The sequence below is a fragment of the Serratia sp. KH_031 genome, from assembly GCF_057839655.1.
In genome coordinates, this window is sequence record NZ_CM174496.1 from 2177866 (window position 1) to 2195687 (window position 17822).

The 17822-nt window shown below is 50.4% G+C and carries 17 protein-coding genes; 9 read left to right on the forward strand and 8 right to left on the reverse strand.

The genetic code is table 11. The features are described 5' to 3' along the window. Nucleotides 1–6: 6 nt before the first annotated feature. The 3 genes from AC3ISQ_RS09760 to AC3ISQ_RS09770 form a co-directional block, all read right to left on the reverse strand. Nucleotides 7–150: a DUF2474 domain-containing protein gene (locus AC3ISQ_RS09760; protein ID WP_489352716.1), complete on the reverse strand. Its 144-nt coding sequence runs from the start codon at nucleotides 148–150 to the stop codon at nucleotides 7–9. 138 nt (nucleotides 151–288) lie between these two features. Then, complete coding sequence (gene cydB / locus AC3ISQ_RS09765) at nucleotides 289–1296, reverse strand: cytochrome d ubiquinol oxidase subunit II (RefSeq protein ID WP_489352718.1); 1008 nt, start codon at nucleotides 1294–1296, stop codon at nucleotides 289–291. 2 nt (nucleotides 1297–1298) lie between these two features. Continuing rightward, entirely contained in the window at nucleotides 1299–2699 is a 1401-nt protein-coding gene (locus tag AC3ISQ_RS09770; protein WP_489352720.1) for a cytochrome ubiquinol oxidase subunit I, read from the reverse strand. 125 nt (nucleotides 2700–2824) lie between these two features. Here AC3ISQ_RS09770 and AC3ISQ_RS09775 point away from each other — a divergent pair, with 125 nt between their 5' ends. The 4 genes from AC3ISQ_RS09775 (at nucleotide 2825) to AC3ISQ_RS09790 (ending at nucleotide 6834) form a co-directional block, all read left to right on the forward strand. Continuing rightward, on the forward strand, nucleotides 2825–4240 hold the full coding sequence (locus AC3ISQ_RS09775; protein WP_489352722.1) for an aminotransferase-like domain-containing protein: 1416 nt from the start codon (nucleotides 2825–2827) through the stop codon (nucleotides 4238–4240). A gap of 238 nt (nucleotides 4241–4478) precedes the next feature. Further along, complete coding sequence (locus AC3ISQ_RS09780; RefSeq protein ID WP_489352724.1) at nucleotides 4479–5822, forward strand: 2-hydroxycarboxylate transporter family protein; 1344 nt, start codon at nucleotides 4479–4481, stop codon at nucleotides 5820–5822. Between the two features lie 226 nt (nucleotides 5823–6048). Beyond that, nucleotides 6049–6315, forward strand: coding sequence for a type II toxin-antitoxin system TacA family antitoxin (locus AC3ISQ_RS09785; protein WP_489352726.1), 267 nt, complete (start codon nucleotides 6049–6051; stop codon nucleotides 6313–6315). Nucleotides 6316–6318: 3 nt separating this feature from the next. Further along, nucleotides 6319–6834: a GNAT family N-acetyltransferase gene (locus AC3ISQ_RS09790; RefSeq protein WP_489352728.1), complete on the forward strand. Its 516-nt coding sequence runs from the start codon at nucleotides 6319–6321 to the stop codon at nucleotides 6832–6834. A 557-nt stretch (nucleotides 6835–7391) separates the two neighbouring features. On the opposite strand, the gene AC3ISQ_RS09795 is transcribed toward AC3ISQ_RS09790, so the two are convergent. Then, nucleotides 7392–7601 carry a hypothetical protein gene (locus AC3ISQ_RS09795; protein ID WP_489353209.1) on the reverse strand — a complete coding sequence of 70 codons (210 nt, stop codon included), beginning with the start codon at nucleotides 7599–7601 and terminating at the stop codon, nucleotides 7392–7394. 168 nt (nucleotides 7602–7769) lie between these two features. Between AC3ISQ_RS09795 and AC3ISQ_RS09800 the strand changes: the two genes are divergently transcribed. Together AC3ISQ_RS09800 and AC3ISQ_RS09805 are read left to right on the forward strand one after the other, a co-directional pair. Beyond that, nucleotides 7770–7937 (forward strand): hypothetical protein, encoded by a 168-nt coding sequence (locus AC3ISQ_RS09800; protein WP_489353454.1) that lies wholly within the window; start codon nucleotides 7770–7772, stop codon nucleotides 7935–7937. A gap of 44 nt (nucleotides 7938–7981) precedes the next feature. Further along, nucleotides 7982–8374, forward strand: a complete 393-nt coding sequence (locus AC3ISQ_RS09805) for an ASCH domain-containing protein (RefSeq protein ID WP_489353211.1) — start codon at nucleotides 7982–7984, stop codon at nucleotides 8372–8374. A 55-nt stretch (nucleotides 8375–8429) separates the two neighbouring features. Here the strand turns inward: AC3ISQ_RS09805 and AC3ISQ_RS09810 are convergent, their stop codons facing one another. The 4 genes from AC3ISQ_RS09810 to yebS all read right to left on the reverse strand — a co-directional run bounded on the left by AC3ISQ_RS09810 (nucleotide 8430) and on the right by yebS (nucleotide 14199). Then, nucleotides 8430–8654, reverse strand: coding sequence for a DUF1480 family protein (locus tag AC3ISQ_RS09810; RefSeq protein ID WP_489352730.1), 225 nt, complete (start codon nucleotides 8652–8654; stop codon nucleotides 8430–8432). A gap of 95 nt (nucleotides 8655–8749) precedes the next feature. Continuing rightward, nucleotides 8750–10129: a 16S rRNA (cytosine(1407)-C(5))-methyltransferase RsmF gene (gene rsmF / locus AC3ISQ_RS09815; RefSeq protein ID WP_489352732.1), complete on the reverse strand. Its 1380-nt coding sequence runs from the start codon at nucleotides 10127–10129 to the stop codon at nucleotides 8750–8752. 223 nt (nucleotides 10130–10352) lie between these two features. Then, a complete protein-coding gene (locus AC3ISQ_RS09820) occupies nucleotides 10353–12983 on the reverse strand; it encodes a PqiB family protein (RefSeq protein ID WP_489352734.1) in 2631 nt (876 codons plus the stop codon). Continuing rightward, nucleotides 12952–14199 carry a membrane integrity lipid transport subunit YebS gene (yebS, locus tag AC3ISQ_RS09825; RefSeq protein ID WP_489353213.1) on the reverse strand — a complete coding sequence of 416 codons (1248 nt, stop codon included), beginning with the start codon at nucleotides 14197–14199 and terminating at the stop codon, nucleotides 12952–12954. Before yebS ends, AC3ISQ_RS09820 begins: the two co-directional genes overlap by 32 nt. A 250-nt stretch (nucleotides 14200–14449) precedes the next feature. Between yebS and AC3ISQ_RS09830 the strand changes: the two genes are divergently transcribed. The 3 genes from AC3ISQ_RS09830 to prc all read left to right on the forward strand — a co-directional run bounded on the left by AC3ISQ_RS09830 (nucleotide 14450) and on the right by prc (nucleotide 17818). Next, nucleotides 14450–14947, forward strand: a complete 498-nt coding sequence (locus AC3ISQ_RS09830) for a GAF domain-containing protein (RefSeq protein WP_489352736.1) — start codon at nucleotides 14450–14452, stop codon at nucleotides 14945–14947. Nucleotides 14948–15042: 95 nt separating this feature from the next. Continuing rightward, nucleotides 15043–15762 carry an RNA chaperone ProQ gene (gene proQ / locus AC3ISQ_RS09835; protein ID WP_489352738.1) on the forward strand — a complete coding sequence of 240 codons (720 nt, stop codon included), beginning with the start codon at nucleotides 15043–15045 and terminating at the stop codon, nucleotides 15760–15762. Nucleotides 15763–15781: 19 nt separating this feature from the next. Then, nucleotides 15782–17818 (forward strand): carboxy terminal-processing peptidase, encoded by a 2037-nt coding sequence (prc, locus tag AC3ISQ_RS09840; protein ID WP_489352740.1) that lies wholly within the window; start codon nucleotides 15782–15784, stop codon nucleotides 17816–17818. The last annotated feature ends 4 nt before the right edge of the window (nucleotides 17819–17822 follow it).

Consider the following 17822-nt stretch of genomic DNA (forward strand, 5'->3'; position numbering starts at 1 on the left):
GAAAGGTTATTCAGGTTTCATCCCTGCGGCGCCCATTAACAGGCGAAACACGGAAGCTACGACAAATAACCCCAGCACGCTAGCACTCCAAATCACCACTAGCCAACCAACGCGTTTCCACCATGGGGCGGATGCTGTTTTTTCGTTCATGTCTAATCTCCTATACCCAATAGCATTCAAGTTGCAGGTAGGCGACAACTGAGCAAGTCCCCAGGAGCTTGGCCCACCAAGTGACTGGGGTGAGTGAAGGCAGTCAACACCCCTGCGGCTTGAAGGATGAAGGGTATATTAGTGATAACCGTCTTGTGGTGACACTTTCCCTCGGAACACGTAGTAACTCCAGAAGGTGTACACCAAAATAATCGGGATGATAAACAGGGCACCGACCAGCATGAAGCCTAGACTTTGTAGCGGTGCAGCGGCTTGCCACAGACTAATGGCGGGTGGAATGAGCAACGGCCAGATGCTGATCCCCAAACCGCTCAGGCCGAGAAACACCAGCAACAGCGTGAGCAAGAACGGTGAGTAATGTGCCAAGTTGTGTACCCCGCGCCAAATTCCCCAAGCGCTGCTCAACACCAGTAACGGCACCGGTAATAGCCAGAACAGATTCGGCGTGCTGAACCAGCGCTCAGCGATGGTTGGGTGGGCGAGCGGCGTCCAGAGACTCACTACGGCCAGAGTCAGTAATAGAGTGCACAGTAACGGCGTGGTCAGGTGATACATTTTTTCCTGCAATTCGCCCGCGGTTTTCATCACCAACCAAGTGCAACCAAGCAGGGCGTAAGTCACCACCAAACCCAAACCACAGAACAGGGAAAACGGTGTTAACCAGTCGAGGGGGCCACCAACATAAGCGCGGCCTGCTACCGGGAAACCGTTAATAATCGCACCGACCACCACACCTTGGCAGAAAGTGGCGAGTAGCGAACCGCCGATAAAGGCTTTATCCCAAATATGACGTTTTTCAGCTGTGGCCTTGAAGCGAAACTCAAAGGCGACACCCCGGAAAATCAGACCAAAAAGCATCAACGTAAGCGGGATCGCCAAGGCGTCCAAAATCACTGCATAAGCCAATGGGAAGGCGCCAAACAATGCGGCTCCTCCCAGCACCAGCCAGGTTTCGTTACCGTCCCATACCGGGGCGACGGTGTTCATCATCACATCGCGGTCACTGTCGTTTTTGACCCAAGGAAACAGGATGCCGATACCCAAATCAAAACCATCCATCACCACGTACATCATGGTGCTGAATACGACTATCACAAACCAAATCAGCGGAAGGTCGATTCCCATATTCAGCTCCTATCGTCCAAAGTTTCTGTGACTGCCGAAAGTGGCCGCGCCGGAGTCCCGTTAGCGTGACTTTCTTCCCCTTCATGTTGCTGTGGTCCTTTACGGATCAGGCGCATCATGTAGGAATAGCCAACGCCAAAGACCGAGCAGTAAACAACAATAAACGCCAACAGGCTGATGCTCATGTGCATATCGCCGTGGGCAGACACCGCGTCTTTGGTGCGTTGTAAACCATAAACTACCCACGGTTGACGCCCGATTTCCGTGGTGAACCAACCCGCTAATAGCGCGATGAGTCCAGATGGTCCCATCCATAGGGTGAAGTACAGGAACGGCCGCGATTGATATAACCCGCCGCGCCAGCGTAGCCATAGGCTCCAAACACCAGCCAGAATCATCAACATGCCTAGCGCGACCATCACGCGGAATGACCAAAACACCACGGTGGAATTTGGACGATCTTCCGGCGGGAAGGATTTCAAGGCTGGGACCTGTTCCGTCAGGCTATGGGTCAGGATCAGGCTCCCCAAATAAGGAATTTCTAACTTGAAGCGTGTCTCTTCACGTTCCATATCTGGCCAGCCGAATAAGATAAGCGGTGTGGCCTCGCCTGATGAGTTATCCCAATGGCCTTCAATAGCAGCGATTTTTGCTGGTTGGTATTTTAAGGTGTTCAAACCATGCGCATCGCCAATCATTGCCTGAATCGGGGCGACGATCAGCGCCATCCACATCGCCATGGATAGCATTTTGCGCATTGCGGGGGTATCGCGCCCGCGTAGCAAGTGCCAAGCGGCAGAGGCGCTAACGAAGAACGCGGAGGACAGGAAGGCCGCGGTCGTCATATGTAGTAAGCGATACGGGAACGACGGGTTAAAGATCACTTTCAACCAATCGACCGGCACCACCTGACCGTTGATAATTTCGTGTCCTTGCGGCGTTTGCATCCAACTGTTGGATGCCAAGATCCAGAAGGTGGAAATCAGCGTGCCTAAGGCCACCATGCAGGTGGCGAAGAAGTGCAGACCGGGGCCGACACGATTCCAACCAAACAGCATCACGCCGAGGAAACCCGCTTCGAGGAAGAAGGCGGTTAGGACTTCATAGGTCAGCAGTGGCCCGGTGATACTCCCGGCAAACTCGGAAAAGAAGCTCCAGTTGGTGCCAAACTGATAGGCCATCACCAAGCCGGAAACTACGCCCATACCGAAGTTAACGGCAAAGATCTTTGACCAGAAGTGGTATAGAAAGCGGTAGGTTGAGTTGTGGGTTTTTAACCACAATCCTTCTAGCACTGCCAGATAACTGGCGAGCCCAATGGTAATCGCAGGAAAAATAATGTGAAAGGATACGGTGAAAGCGAACTGTATTCTGGCGAGTTCAAGTGCATCAAGGCCCAGCATGGTGCCTCCTAAAATTGTACATAGCGTTAAATCTCAGGGGGGAAACTTGGTGCTAAGTTAAACATAGAGTACAGTGACTATAATAGTGACAGTTATTTTACTTTTTCCTATAACAGTTGGTGTTAATGACGCGATACGAACAACTTGCACAACAAATTCGTGAACAGATCCAAAATCGGGTATGGCGTGCCGGAGACAAACTCCCTTCGCTGCGTGAAACCGGTAAACATGCGGGTTTGAGCCTGATGACGGTGGTGCAGTCTTATCAACTGCTGGAAAGCCAGGGCTGGATCGTCGCCCGGCCACAATCGGGTTATTATGTGGCGGCGCGCCCACAGCCGTTACCGCAACCGATCAGTGGTGAAAAACTGTTGCTGAGTGAACAGGTAGACATCAACGCCTTTATTTTTGACGTGTTACAGGCCTGCCAAGACCCGGCAATTGTGCCGTTCGGCTCCGCATTTCCAGACGCCACGTTATTCGCCCAACCCAAATTGGCACGGGCTTTAAGTAGTGTAGCGCGTAAATTCACCCCCCATAGTTCACTGGCTAACCTGCCACCGGGCAACGAGGCTCTACGTCGTCATATCGCACAGCGCTATGCTCTGAGCGGTATGCAGGTGGCGCCAGATGAGATTGTGATTACTGCCGGAGCGATGGAGTCGCTGAGTCTGAGTTTGCAGGCAGTGACACAACCGGGCGATTACGTGGCAATCGAATCGCCAGCGTTTTACGGTGCTTTACAGGCATTGGAGCGATTGCGGTTGAAGGCGGTGGCGATAGCGACGCATCCGCAAGACGGTATCGATCTAGATGCGTTACAACAAGCGGTGGAGAAGTATCCGATCAAAGCCTGTTGGCTGATGACCAATTTCCAGAATCCGCAGGGCGCGAGTATGCCGGATGCTAATAAGCGCCGGTTGGTTGATTTGCTACGCGAGCGGCAAATTTCTTTCATCGAAGATGATGTTTACGGTGAGTTGTATTTCAGCGCAGAACGTCCGTTACCGGCAAAAGCGCTGGATCACGATGGGCAGATCCTGCATTGCTCGTCATTCTCAAAGTGTTTGGCGCCGGGGTTCCGTGTCGGTTGGGTGGCGGCGGGGCGTTATGCGCAACAAATTCAGCGTTTACAATTGATGAGCACCGTTTCTACCAGCGTACCGACGCAATTGGCGATTGCCGATTATCTGCTACACGGCGGTTACGATACTCATTTGCGCCGTTTGCGTCGGTTGTTGGCGCAAAGGCAAAGCGCCATGCGTCAGGCCATCGCTCAATACTTCCCACCGACGGTGAAAGTCAGTCAGCCGGATGGCGGCTATTTCTTGTGGTTGGAGTTAGAAGCCGGTTTGTCGTCGATGGCACTGTATCGACGGGCGCTGGAGCAGGGCGTCAGCATCGCGCCGGGACGAATGTTTACCACTGGCGATCATTTCAACCATTGCTTCCGTTTGAATGCGTCGTTTGAATGGGGAGATAAGTTGGAGCAGGCGATTAAGGTTTTGGCGAAGCTCATTCGAGGATTAAACAATGCCTAACATAATAAGCACTCCTTGCGTAATTACTTTAATTACAAAATACTGACGATAATTAATTAACTCTAACATTAGCCTAGGCTCACAATATTCAATTGTTAATGAGCCTTTTTGTTTTTTATTTCTATTATTTCACCTATTGTCATCCTGTCTACTATTTTAACCATAAATAATAACACTTAAATAAAACAACTCCCTACATCTATATCTATCACGCTTGCCAGCAAGGTGAACTATAACTATGAAGCAAATCAATGCAGAAATGACCTGTGACGAAAATACCCCACAGCCAGACACCTCTGGGCTGATTAACCAAATTCGTCAAATGAATATTGGTGCGGTACCGGTCGCGCTGTTTATTACTATCTGCGCGATTGTCGCAATTTCGGCCTATGCCAATTTCTTACCGAAAAATATGATCGGTGGACTGGCGGTGATCATGACTTTAGGTTTTGCATTAGCGCACTTGGGTAAAAGTATCCCGGTGCTGCGCGATATTGGTGGCCCGGCGATTTTGTGCCTAATGGTGCCGTCGGTGTTGGTGTACTTCAATTTCTTCCAGCCGAATGTGATGGGTACGGTGAAATTGCTGATGAAAGACGCCAACCTATTGTACTTCGTGATCGCCAGTTTGGTGGTGGGTAGTATTTTGGGAATGAATCGGGTGATCCTGATTCAGGGCATGATCCGTATGTTTGTGCCGCTGGTGGTGGGAACCATCACCGCCGTTGCCACTGGTTTGTTGGTGGGTAAACTGTTTGGGTTTACTTTCTACCACACCTTTTTCTTCATCATCGTGCCGATTATCGGTGGCGGTATCGGTGAGGGTATTTTGCCGTTGTCCTTGGCGTACTCGGCTATTTTGGGTTCCACACCGGATGTCTATGTGGCGCAATTAGCACCCGCTGCGGTGATGGGGAATATCTTCGCCATTGTGACCGCTGGAGTATTGGCGCGTATTGGTATGCAGCGTAAGGCGTTAAGTGGCGACGGTATGTTGATCCGTTCGGCGCAGGAAAACGCGGTGTTCGCCATTAAGGATCAAGGCGGCCAGGTTGATTTCCAACTGATGGGCGGCGGTTTGTTGGTGATTTGTGCGTTCTTTATCGTCGGCGGGCTGTTTGAACATATCGTGCATATCCCCGGCCCGGTGCTGATGATTCTGTTTGCCGTGCTGTGCAAATATTGCCGAGTCATCCCGACCAGCATGGAAACCGGGGCGCACAGCTTCTACAAATTTGTTTCTGCTGCTTTGGTTTGGCCATTGATGATTGGTCTTGGCATGCTGTATGTGCCGTTGGAAAGCGTGGTGGCGGTATTCTCGGTAGGGTATGTGATCGTCTGCGGTTCGGTGGTGTTGTCAATGGGGTTGGTTAGTTTCCTGATTGCGCCGTATTTGAAAATGTTCCCGGTAGAAGCGGCCATTGTCACCTGTTGTCACAGCGGATTGGGTGGGACGGGTGATGTGGCGATCCTGTCAGCGTCCAACCGCATGGGATTGATGCCGTTTGCTCAAATCGCAACGCGTATTGGCGGCGCTTCAACGGTGATTGGTGCCACTTTGCTGCTTGGGTGGTTGATGTAAATAAAATAGGAAGGATTGTAGTAAAAAACCGATAGCAATGAGGGTAAAATGGACAATTGCTGGGGTCAGGACAACGGGGAACTGTTTTGCCGGGTGATAAGTTTTATGCTGGATGGAGTGGGAGAGGTAGTGAATGCATTGCTTAATTTTTCGTCTATTCAGGTCGAAAAAGATGCGTTATACTTTCTGTACGGCAATTTGCCGGAAATATTATTGGGAGGCAATAATGGCCACAACGGCGAGACTGGAAGCCCGTGTTTCTACCGAACTTCATGCGTTGATTAAGCATGCGGCGGAGCTTCAGGGCCGGACGGTGACTGACTTTGTGATTACTGCCACTCAGGATGCGGCCAAACGTGCTGTTGAAGAAAGCGCATTGTTAAGGCTGGTGGTAGAAGATCAGGAACAGTTTGCTGCGTCTTTGCTGGAGGACTCTGCTACACCACCAACTCTGTTGCGGGCAATGGCTCAGCGCAAGGCGTCAGGGAAATAGTGGATGGAGAGGTTTACCTACGAACTTCTGGCGAAGAAACACGATAAAGCGGATTTTGACTGCGGCGTTCCCGCGCTGAATACCTACCTGCATCGGCATGCCGGGCAGGATAGCCGGGAACGCTTTACCCGCTGCTATGTTGCCGCTACCGATAATAATACTGTTGCCGGGTTCTACACGTTGTCGTCCAGCGCGATTGATATCAGTTTATTACCCGAATCAGTTACCCGTAAGTTACCCCGCTATCCTTCCGTTCCCGCTGCACTGCTGGGCCGTCTGGCAGTCGATGTGCAATATGCGAGGAAAGGCCTTGGCGGTTCACTGCTGGTCGATGCCATTCTCAATGCTGCCCGTTCTACCACGGGAGTCTGGGCCATGATCGTGGATGCCAAGGATGAACAGGCCAGAGCATTCTATTTAAAGTATGGTTTTATCAGTTTTACGCATAATACTGACGCCTTATACCTGCCGCTGACGAACCGGCTGCTGAAAGATTTGGCCTCGTTTAATATCGGATAGTCAGACTATTTTTGGTGCGGTGGGGAAGGTCTGATTTTAATCATTAGTAATGACACCGAAAGGATCTGTTTTTAGACGCACTATTTTTCAGTCTTTGCGGAGACGCGGCATTAAAAAACCGCACATGGGCGGGTAAAATGCCAGAATATTTGCGTACTTCTGCAATGTTGATTCGCATTGCCGAATCTTGGGAACAATCAGCCATTTCAGTAGATATTAGGGATAAAAAAGAAGATTTGAGACGATAAATAATCGTATTTGTAAGTTCACGCTTAAATGTGAACTTTGGTGGGGTGGGTAAAGATACACTATTCAACTTTTATGTATCGTTGCCATTAAGGATCAGGGCAGCCAGGTTGATTTCCAATTGATGGGCGGCGCTTCAACGGTGATTGGTGCCACCTTGTTATTGGGTTGGTTAGTGTAAAAGAACAAATACATGCTAAAAACCGATTATTCCTATTAATTTCGGCACATTAGCGTGAGAGAATGTGATTAGAAGTTTGGGCTTGCATACCTTAGACTTCTAATGAATCGCCAGCCATCCGGTTGGCGATTCATTTCCTTCCCTTCAGCATGTTGATCGCCGCACCGATGAATATTCGACGTTCGATATCATCACAGTCTGCCAACTGTTGTGTCAGCTCAGCCACCAGCGTTTCTACCGATAAAACCTCGTCACGATGCCGTAATTGCATGACGCAATCGCCAATTAACCGTGCGACCTCGTCCCAAACGGGTTTTATCTCCTGCTCCGAGAACATCATCATTAACCTCGGCTGAGTGATTTTTGGTCAATGTAGCAGTTGAGATTATTCTTCGCTACTTCCTTAGATAGCATCAGAAATAAAACCGGAAGTATAAAATTAAAGCGGTCAGTTTTTCTTCTCGTTTTTTTGCTCAATACTTAGGGTGACAATTAATCGGAGGGTAAAATGATGAAACTGGTCGAGCAACTTACTGAATACTATCGTTTAAGCCGTACCGGCGAAGTGCAAAACCGTTTATGTCGTCTTTGGTTGCCTCAAGGTCAGGCGCGTATCGATTATTTACGTGAATTATTTGAACCAGAGGCAAAACCTCATACCCAAAAAACACATTGAAAGGTATCCTGTGCGCTGCATAGCTAAAGCAATAAGGTTAAATGATGGCGAAGAAAATTCCTGCTCAATACGAAGACATTGAACGTTGGGCATTCGGCGATACAGAACAGCAAGCCGATGAATTAGTGAAGTTAGTGTTGAATGGTACTAAAACAGCCACCTGTTCCAATCTGGATGACGGAGGTATTCCGCGGCCAGGGGACGTGTTTGTGGTGGTAGATGGCAAAAATGAGCCGGTCTGCGCCATTGAACTGACCTCTGTAGAGATGAGCACCTTCGAACAGGTGAACGAAGCGCACGCATTAGCTGAAGGGGAAGGCGATAAAACCTTGGCCTATTGGCGCAAAGAGCATCAACGTTTCTTTGAAGAGTACGAGCTGTTTTCACCGGATATGACGCTGGTACTGATGGATTTTAAAGTGAAAGAAGTCTTCTAATAAAAAAACGCGCGGTGTCTGGTGAGGCCACCGCGTGTTTTCCGTTTTATTAAGTTCATTCCAGCCGCATCACCCAAGCATCGGCCTGACGATCGTAATGTTGTTTATACAGTAACGAATCTTTGCCATTCAGCGTAGCGGGAATGCTGGTGTGCTCATCCCAACCGTCCAACTGCATACATAAGTCAGGATCAGATTTACAGGGGATGGTGACTTCCCCTGACGACAGATGTGCGTCATCGACCTCGAAACTGCCTATTTTCACCACGGTTTTGCTCATTGGAACTCCTTGTTCAATATCTGGTAGGAGGTTAGACCAGTTTGCGGTCATCCTAATCAGCATAGTCAAGGGAGCAAAAAACGCCACATCAAATATTATTGATGGAAATCCAGTGTGCCGTCCCGAACCAATTCACGCGGTAAATTATTTTTAATCCGGCTGCCAATACGTTTTGCGATACCCAGCGGTTGATGCTGATAAGTCAAAATACATTCATCAGTTTGCGGTAATTGCGCCGGGTACATATCCCGGCCGTGATACCACTCTTGTGCTAAATCGGCATCCAGTTCGAAACAGCGTTTATCGTCATCGCCGTGTGCTAAGGCGATCACCGCTTCATGCTGCCAACGGAAACCCTTAGGGAAACGCTCTGCCAATTTTAAGCCAATACGCGAAAAGCGCACTTTGCCGATCAAATTTTCCAACTCAGCAGGGAACAGCCATAACTCTTTGTCTCTTTCCCACAGAGTGCTGTCTTCATCCCAGCTCAGTCCTACGGCGGCCGCGGCTTGTATGACGACTGCGGCTTCTTTACGTGACAGCGGAGAGAACGGGAACTTGCCGACTTTATAGGTAGGTTTTTCCAATGGTGCGACGGAGTGATGTTTACGCAATCGCGCGACGAAGAAACCTTCGCTGTCATAGATCTGCGGGAAAACGTGTAGGAAACCTTCTGTGGTCAGTGCTTTCTCAGCTCCAGGGAATAAATCCCCCAGTGGTTCGACACTCACAGCATCACCATAAGTCGCCAGTAAGCCATTTACGATCTGCTGATTTTCTTCGGCATTGAGTGTACAGGTGGAATACACCATCACGCCGCCCGGAGCTAGCGCATGAAAAGCACTTTCAATCAGTTCACGCTGGGTGGCCGCGATGCTAGTAACGCTTTCTGGTGACCAATTACTCATGGCATCAGGATCTTTGCGTACCACGCCTTCACCAGAGCAGGGAGCATCTAATAAAATAGCGTCAAAGCCCTCTGGTAAAGCTGAACCGAAAACGCGTCCGTCGAAGTGGGTCAGTGCGACATTTTTCACCCCACAGCGGCTGATATTGGCGTGCAGTACTTTTACCCGGCTGGCGGAGTATTCATTGGCGACGATCCCGCCGTGATTATCCATTAACGCGGCGATTTGCGTGGTTTTGGAACCCGGTGCGGCCGCGACGTCCAACACCCGATGTGGCTCAGTGTCGCCAGCAAATAGCGCACTGACCGGCAGCATCGAACTGGCCTCCTGAATGTAGAACAAACCGCTCATATGCTCGGCAGCACTGCCCAAACGCAACTCTTCATCCCCGCGCTCGATCCAAAATCCTTCTGCGCACCAAGGGATCGGCTCTAATTGCCAGTCATAGTCTTTCACGAGCGCCAGAAAATCGGCCACGCTGATTTTTAGCGTGTTAACACGCAGACTACGGCGTAACGGGCGTTGACAGGCGGCAATGAAGTCATCCATCGATAGCTCGGTGGGCATAATAGCTCTGGTTGCATCAAGGAACGCGGGAGGAAGAAAAGCGGCAGTGGATTTGGCCAAGGGGAAGTCTCTGACATAAAAAAAGCGAAGATGTCAGATTATCAGAAATAACTGTCAGAAAAAACTGGGATTGTGCGTCAATTTCTTATTACCTGCGCTGTCAGTGGCGCAAAAAAATCGCCTCTATGAGTGATAGAGGCGAAGGAGTGAGTGTGAAAATGGCTTAGTTTCTTGGGATTGCAGTACCCCAGTCACGCCAGTCTTTTGGCTCTTCCGGATTCAGTAGGAAGTGTTTGCGCGGTGTTGCTTGTGGCGCCAGCGGAATCGTTGGCGGTGTGGCAAAGGCAATGCCGCCGCGAATGAACTGTTGGAAGGTTCCGCTCTTGATAACGCCACCGGTTAAACCGAACTGCAGGTTATAGCCAGAAGCTAACCAGAACACGCTGTTGTTGCGCACCAATTGTTGGTACTTTTTGCTGATCCTCAATGAGACATGCACGCGATCGGACATGCTACCCAAATAGAAACCGGTCACAGTGCCGACCTCAATGCCACGGAACAGCACTGGCGTACCGACTTGCAATGAACCTGTTTCGGTGGCGTCTAGCACCACATTCAGGCCATCCAGATAACGTGAATCGGTGATGCTGGCTTCTTGCAGTTCGAAGTTGCGTTGCTCGCGTCCACGCCCCGGTTCGGCGTTGATATAAGGCTGCAATAACGTTTCGAGGTTGCTGACCCCAGCGGCGGAAATTTCTGGGGCAACCACTGAGAAGCGCGAACCAAAGCGGGTGAAGGTAGAGACATACTCTGGGTACAGCACCGCTTTAGCCAGCACTTCGTTACGCTCGGTAGACAGCTTGAGTGATTCCACCTGACCAATATCAATACCCAGATAACGAATTGGCATTCCTGGTGACAGTTTGCTGGCGTCGTAGGTTTTCAAGATGATCTGGCTACCCACCGCACGAGCGGCGGTTTCGGATTGATAAAGCACCCGTTTGGCACCTTTACTCAGCGTCACGCCCTGCAAGTTATCAAAGCTGATCGCGCCTTTTATCGCACGGTTCAGCGGCGAAGCCTGTACGGTGATCCCACTGCCATTAAACTGTACTTTTGCGCCACCTTCGGCCCAGAAAATAGTCTCGTTGCTTAGCAGTTTGCGGTATTCCGGAATGATGTAGACATCGACATCAAAACCATTGGATTTTGGTCGAATTTCGACAATCTCACCCACTTGGAATTTACGATACAGCACCACCGAACCGGTTTGCACATCCGACAGCGTCGCGGCGGTTAGCGTTAAGGTAGGCGTTGGGATATTACCCAGAATGCCGGCTTCGGCTTTTTCTAAATTGCTATACAGCGGATATTGTTTTCCCGGTTCGCCTTGGCTGCCCGGCAGAATACGCACGCCGCCGTCTAACCACTCTTGCGCGCTGGCTCCCAGCACTTCCATGCCGTTCAGGCCGAGTTTGACGTCGACGCGGCTGTTAACCACAAACTTACTGTCTTTGTGCACCAGACCGCGGTATTGCGCATCAATGGCGGCGGTAAACACCACACCGCTGTCGGTTAGGGCTCGGCTCATGATTTGGCCGACTTTAATACCGTGGATAATCAGCGGTTGACCGGCATCGATGCCATAACTCTGTGGCGCGTTCAATGTCACGGTCAGTACACCCGGTTGCTGGAGCAGGGTTTCGTTACTATTCAGTACATTAAATCGTTGCTGGGGCTCACCTTCGCCCGGTATCAACTCTAGCGTGTTGCCGGTCAGCAATTGGCTGAGTTTGGCATCGCTCAGGCTGATTTTGGGTGTACGCATCACAATGCGGGTGCCGCTGCGCATCATATCGACCACTGAAGGATCGACAGTCAGTTCGCCAGTCACTTTACTGTCTTGCTGCAAGGTCAGTTTGGTTAACGTGCCGACCTGTAATCCTTGGTACATCAGCGGAGTGCGATCCTCGGTTAAGTTACTGCCACTCGGCAGTTCAAGCTCGATATTCACCCCGCGCTGGCTGTGCGCGAGATCCGGGTACAAATCATACTTTTGATCGGGTTTGGCCGGTTGGCTCTTGTCGGGGGAGTCAAAGGCAATTGCCCCGTTGACCAACGCGCTAAGACTTTCCATCTGTACCGTGGCGCCCGCTAGACTAAAATCGCCTTTGATGCCGGAGACGTTCCAGAAGCGGCTGTCGGTTTTCACCAAATGGGTGAAGCGACGGTCGATCAACACGTCAATATTTACGCCTTTGTTATTGTCAGCGATGCGGTAGTCATACACTTTGCCGACTGGGATCTTGCGGTAATAGACCTGCGAACCGGTGGTTAGCGAACCGAGATCGTCTGAATACAGGTGAATCATCAGTTCGCCGGTATTCAAATGATACTTAGGTTGTGTATCCAGCGCGGTAAAGCGAGTTCTGGGTTTACCGGTACCGGGCATCATGCCGATATAGTTACCGCCCACCAGTGCGTCCAGCCCAGAGACGCCAGCCAGAGAGGCTTTCGGGGTAACCAACCAGAATTGAGTGCCATCACGCAGTGAATCTTCCATTTCGTCTTTGATGTCGACTTCAACTGTGATACTACGTAAATCTTTATTCAGGGTAATCGATTTCACCGTACCGACCTCAACCCCCTGATAACGCACAGGAGTTCGACCAGCGACGATGCCTGCTGCCGATTGGAAATCGATAGTGACGGTGGTGCCGCGCTCTTGATAGTTTTTATAGAGCAACCACCCGGCAATCAGCAGGGCAATAAACGGCAATAACCAGAATGGCGAAATTCGACGCTTGTTTCTTACCTGCGCCTCAGTCGGTGTATTCGGCGTTTCCTGTTGCATGTGCATCCCAAATCAAGCGGCTATCCAGCCATTCAACGGCAAGGATAGTTAAAATAACCGCAGCCCCAAAATAAAAAGCCGCAGGTCCCATAGTAAAAGAGAGTAGCTGATCGCGATTCACCAGCGACATCATTAACGCAATAACAAAAAGATCGAGCATCGACCAACGGCCAATCCAAGTCACTAATCGCAACAGTTTAATCCGTGTCCTCAGGCTGTGCGACGTTTTAAAATGAATGCTGAGTAACAAGGTGAGCATTACGATCACCTTGGTAAAAGGCACCAGTACGCTGGCAATAAACACGATCGCGGCGATCGGTACGTTACCCGAGGTTGCTAGTGATACTACACCGGAGAAGATGGTGTCTTCCATCCGTACGCCGTTGGCGTAAATAATTGAAATAGGTAAGACGTTAGCTGGAACCAGTAAAATCATGGCAGCGATCAGCGCAGCCCAGGTTTTTTGCAGGCTGTAGGGCTGGCGATGGCACATGGGAATATGGCAGCGCGGGCAGCGGCCACGTTGATCTGGATAGCCGGTAAAATGGCACGATAAGCAAATATGTAATGCGGTAGGCGAGCCTTCCGGTTGCTGTTGTGGGTAAAAGCGTTCCCACAGCTGTTCTAGGTTGATGTGGATCAGCACCAGAATACTGAGTAACGTCAGTGCCAGATAAGCGATCAGCGCATTACCGAGGCTAATATCCGCGTAGTCACTGACTTTGATCGCGGCGACCGCCATGCCGATCAGGTAAATATCCAGCATTACCCACTCTTTTAATCGCTCCAGCATCAACAGGACCGGACGCAAGTTCATTCCCAGCGCGTGTCCAAGGCGGAGATAGAGTATGGATAGGGTTAGCGTCAGTGGGGCGCCAATGGTGCAAAATGCCACCATGCTCGCGGTAATGGGATCGCCCTGGCTGCTCATTTGCCAAATGCCTTCCAGCAGGCTGGCATTGATATTGGTACCGAGTAGACGAATGCGGATCAAAGGCTCGGTGAAGGCAAAGGGCATCAGCATCAGCATTGTGATGGCGATCGCGGTTAGGCGAGTCATCGACCAGTCACGTCCTTGCACCACCTTGGCATTGCAGCGTGGGCAAAAGGCGGTTTGCTTTGCCGACAGCGGCGGCAGAGTAAACAGCAAATCGCATTCGCAGCAACGTTGATGGCGTGCTGTGGATAGAGGAGTGGTGATCGCGTGTATCTTCATCATCAAAATGCGGCTCTAAAGCTCATTGGTTTACGGTGCGTTGCAAGGAAAACCAATCTGCTTTGATGCAAACAGACGGGTAACGGGCAATTCTGCGAAGAAACATACCCTGACTGATGGTGTTTTGTGAAGCCACAGTTAATTAACCTTGTCGTCATAGGCATTTAATGCTTATTTTATTACCCGTCATATTCATATTTAGGACATGTCCGGTTAAGTTTAGGACTTTCAGGTCGCAAATGGTTAACAGATGATAAAAGAAGAGTTCTATAGCGATTTAAAACGTGATTTATGTGCGTTGTTGTCGGGTGAAACTAACTTCATCGCCGCGTTGTCCAATGCCAGTGCATTAATCAATGAACGTTTGGATGAGGTTAACTGGGTCGGTTTTTACCTGATGGAAGGTCAACAACTGGTTCTGGGGCCGTTCCAAGGCAAAATTGCCTGTGTGCGTATTCCGGTAGGAAAAGGTGTGTGTGGCACTGCGGTGTCTGAAAATCAGATACAGCGTGTCGGTGACGTGCATGCATTCCCAGGGCATATCGCTTGCGACGCCGCCAGTAACGCCGAAATTGTGTTGCTGTTAGACGTTGGCGGCCAAATTATCGGTGTTTTGGATATTGATAGCACGGTTTACCAACGTTTTGACGAACAAGACGAATTAGGGCTCAAAGCCGTAGTGACGGGGCTTTGCGAGCAACTGGAACAGTGTAATTTTGCGAAATACATCACTGTGGCGACAAGTTGATCTACGGTTAACGTGGCATTTAGCGATGACGTCATTATAATGGCGCCTGTTCATGCCTGCGGCTTGTTGGCAACCCGTTGTAATCAGGAAATTTCATGGAAAATCAACCTAAGTTGAACTCTAGTAAAGAAGTCATTGCTTTTTTAGCCGAGCGTTTCCCGCTCTGCTTTAGCGCCGAAGGCGAAGCTCGCCCATTGAAAATCGGCATTTTTCAGGATCTGGTAGAACGTGTGCAAGAGGAAGAAAGCCTCAGTAAAACGCAACTGCGTTCTGCTTTGCGTCTGTACACTTCAAGCTGGCGTTACCTGTACGGTGTCAAAGTTGGCGCTCAACGCGTCGATCTGGACGGCAATCCGTGCGGTGAGTTGGAACAGCAGCATGTTGACCATGCTCGCCAACAGCTTGAAGAAGCCAAAGCACGCGTTCAGGCACAACGTGCCGAACAGAATGCCAAAAAACGTGAAGCCGCCGGTGAAACTGCCAACGCTGAACCACGCCGTCCACGTCCTGCTGGCAAAAAGCCTGCGGTACGTCGAGAAGGTGGTGCAGCACCAGAGAACCGCAAGCCGCGCCCACAGCGTTCGCAAGAACCACGTCCACAGCAAGCTCGTGAACCTCGTGCAGCAAAAGAGGATAGCCAGCCACGTCAGTCAGTTACGGACATCTCTAAACTGCAAATTGGGCAAGAAATCAAAGTCAGAGCAGGTAAGAGCGCGATGGATGCAACCGTACTCGAAATCGCTAAAGATGGCGTACGTGTGCAGCTCTCTTCCGGTCTGGCGATGATTGTGCGCGCAGAACACTTGCAGTTCTGATACGGAGGCCAACTAAGGCATGAACAAATTCGTCAGATTAACAGCAGTCGCTGCCTTGTTGTGGGCGGGAGTCAGTTACGGTGCGGAAACCGCCAACATTCGCATCGATCAATTACCCCAGCTTCAACAGGAACCACAGCATGCTACGGTGAGTGAGCGCGTAACCTCGCGCTTCACTCGCTCCCACTATCGCCAGTTTGCGCTCGACGCAGAATTCTCAGGCAAGATCTTCGATCGTTACTTGAATATGTTGGACTACAACCATAACGTGTTGTTGGCTTCCGACATCTCGCAGTTCGCCGACAAGCGTAACCAAATTGGCGAAGAGCTGAAAACCGGCAAGCTGGATACCCCATACGCGCTGTTCAATCTGGCACAAAAACGCCGTTTTGAGCGTTACACCTATGCATTATCGGTGCTGGCAAAGCCAATGGACTTTACCGGCAACGACACTATCGATCTTGACCGTAGCAAAGCACCATGGCCGAAAAATAAGGCTGAGTTGGATCACTTATGGGATCTGAAAGTCAAATACGACGAACTGAGCCTGAAGCTGACCGGCAAGAACGATAAAGAAATCCGTGAAACGCTGACCAAGCGTTATCAGTTTGCGATTAAACGTCTGACGCAAAGCAACAGCGAAGATGTATTCCAACTGATCATGAATGCTTTCGCGCATGAAATCGATCCGCATACTAATTATCTATCACCACGTAATACCGAGCAGTTCAATACCGAAATGAGTCTGTCATTAGAAGGCATCGGTGCGGTATTGCAGATGGATGATGATTACACCCTGATTAACTCGATGGTACCGGGTGGCCCAGCAGCGAAGAGCAAAGCGATCACCGTCGGTGACCGAATTGTCGGCGTAGGTCAGGCGGGTAAACCGATGGTCGATGTGATCGGCTGGCGTTTGGACGATGTGGTTTCCCTGATTAAAGGACCGAAAGGCAGCAAAGTGCGCCTAGAGATCCTGCCAGCAGGCAAGGGCACCAAAACGCGTACCGTGACCTTGACCCGCGAGCGTATCCGTCTGGAAGACCGCGCGGTGAAAATGACTATCAAAACCGTAGGCAAAGAAAAAGTCGCGGTGATGGACATCCCAGGTTTCTACGTAGGGCTGACCGACGATGTCAAAGTACAGTTGCAGAAGATGGCTAAGCAAAACGTTAAGAGTTTGGTGATCGATTTGCGTACCAACGGCGGCGGTGCATTGACCGAAGCGGTTTCCCTCTCTGGTCTGTTCATTCCAAGCGGCCCGGTGGTACAGGTGCGTGATAACAACGGTAAAGTGCGTGAAGATGCCGATACCGATGGCGTAGTTTATTACAAAGGTCCACTGGTGGTGCTGGTCGATCGCTTCAGTGCTTCGGCGTCTGAAATCTTCGCCGCTGCAATGCAGGATTATGGTCGTGCGTTGGTTGTCGGTGAGCCAACCTTCGGTAAAGGCACTGTGCAGCAATACCGTTCGCTGAACCGTATTTACGACCAAATGCTGCGTCCAGAGTGGCCTGCGCTGGGTTCAGTGCAATACACCATTCAGAAGTTCTACCGTGTGAACGGTGGCAGTACTCAGCGTAAAGGCGTCACGCCGGATATCCTGATGCCAACCGGTATTGATCCGGCGGAAACCGGCGAAAGCTTTGAAGATAACGCCATGCCTTGGGATAGCATCAATGCGGCGACCTACAGCAAGAGTGGCGATATGAAACCGTTCGAGCCGGAACTACTGAAAGATCATGAGCAACGTATCGCTAAAGATCCGGAGTTCCAGTACATCGAGCAGGATATCGCCCGTTACAAGGCGTTGAAGGACAAGCGCAACATCGTGTCACTCAATCTGGCTCAACGTGAGAAAGAGAACCACGATGATGATGCGACCCGCTTGAAGCGCATCAATGAGCGTCTGCAACGCGAAGGTAAAAAACCGCTGAAAGCACTGGAAGATTTGCCGAAGGATTATCAAGATCCTGATCCATACTTGGATGAAACCGTGCATATCGCGCTGGATTTGGCTAACTTGGAAAAAGCACAGCCAGCCGCTGCTAAGTAATAAC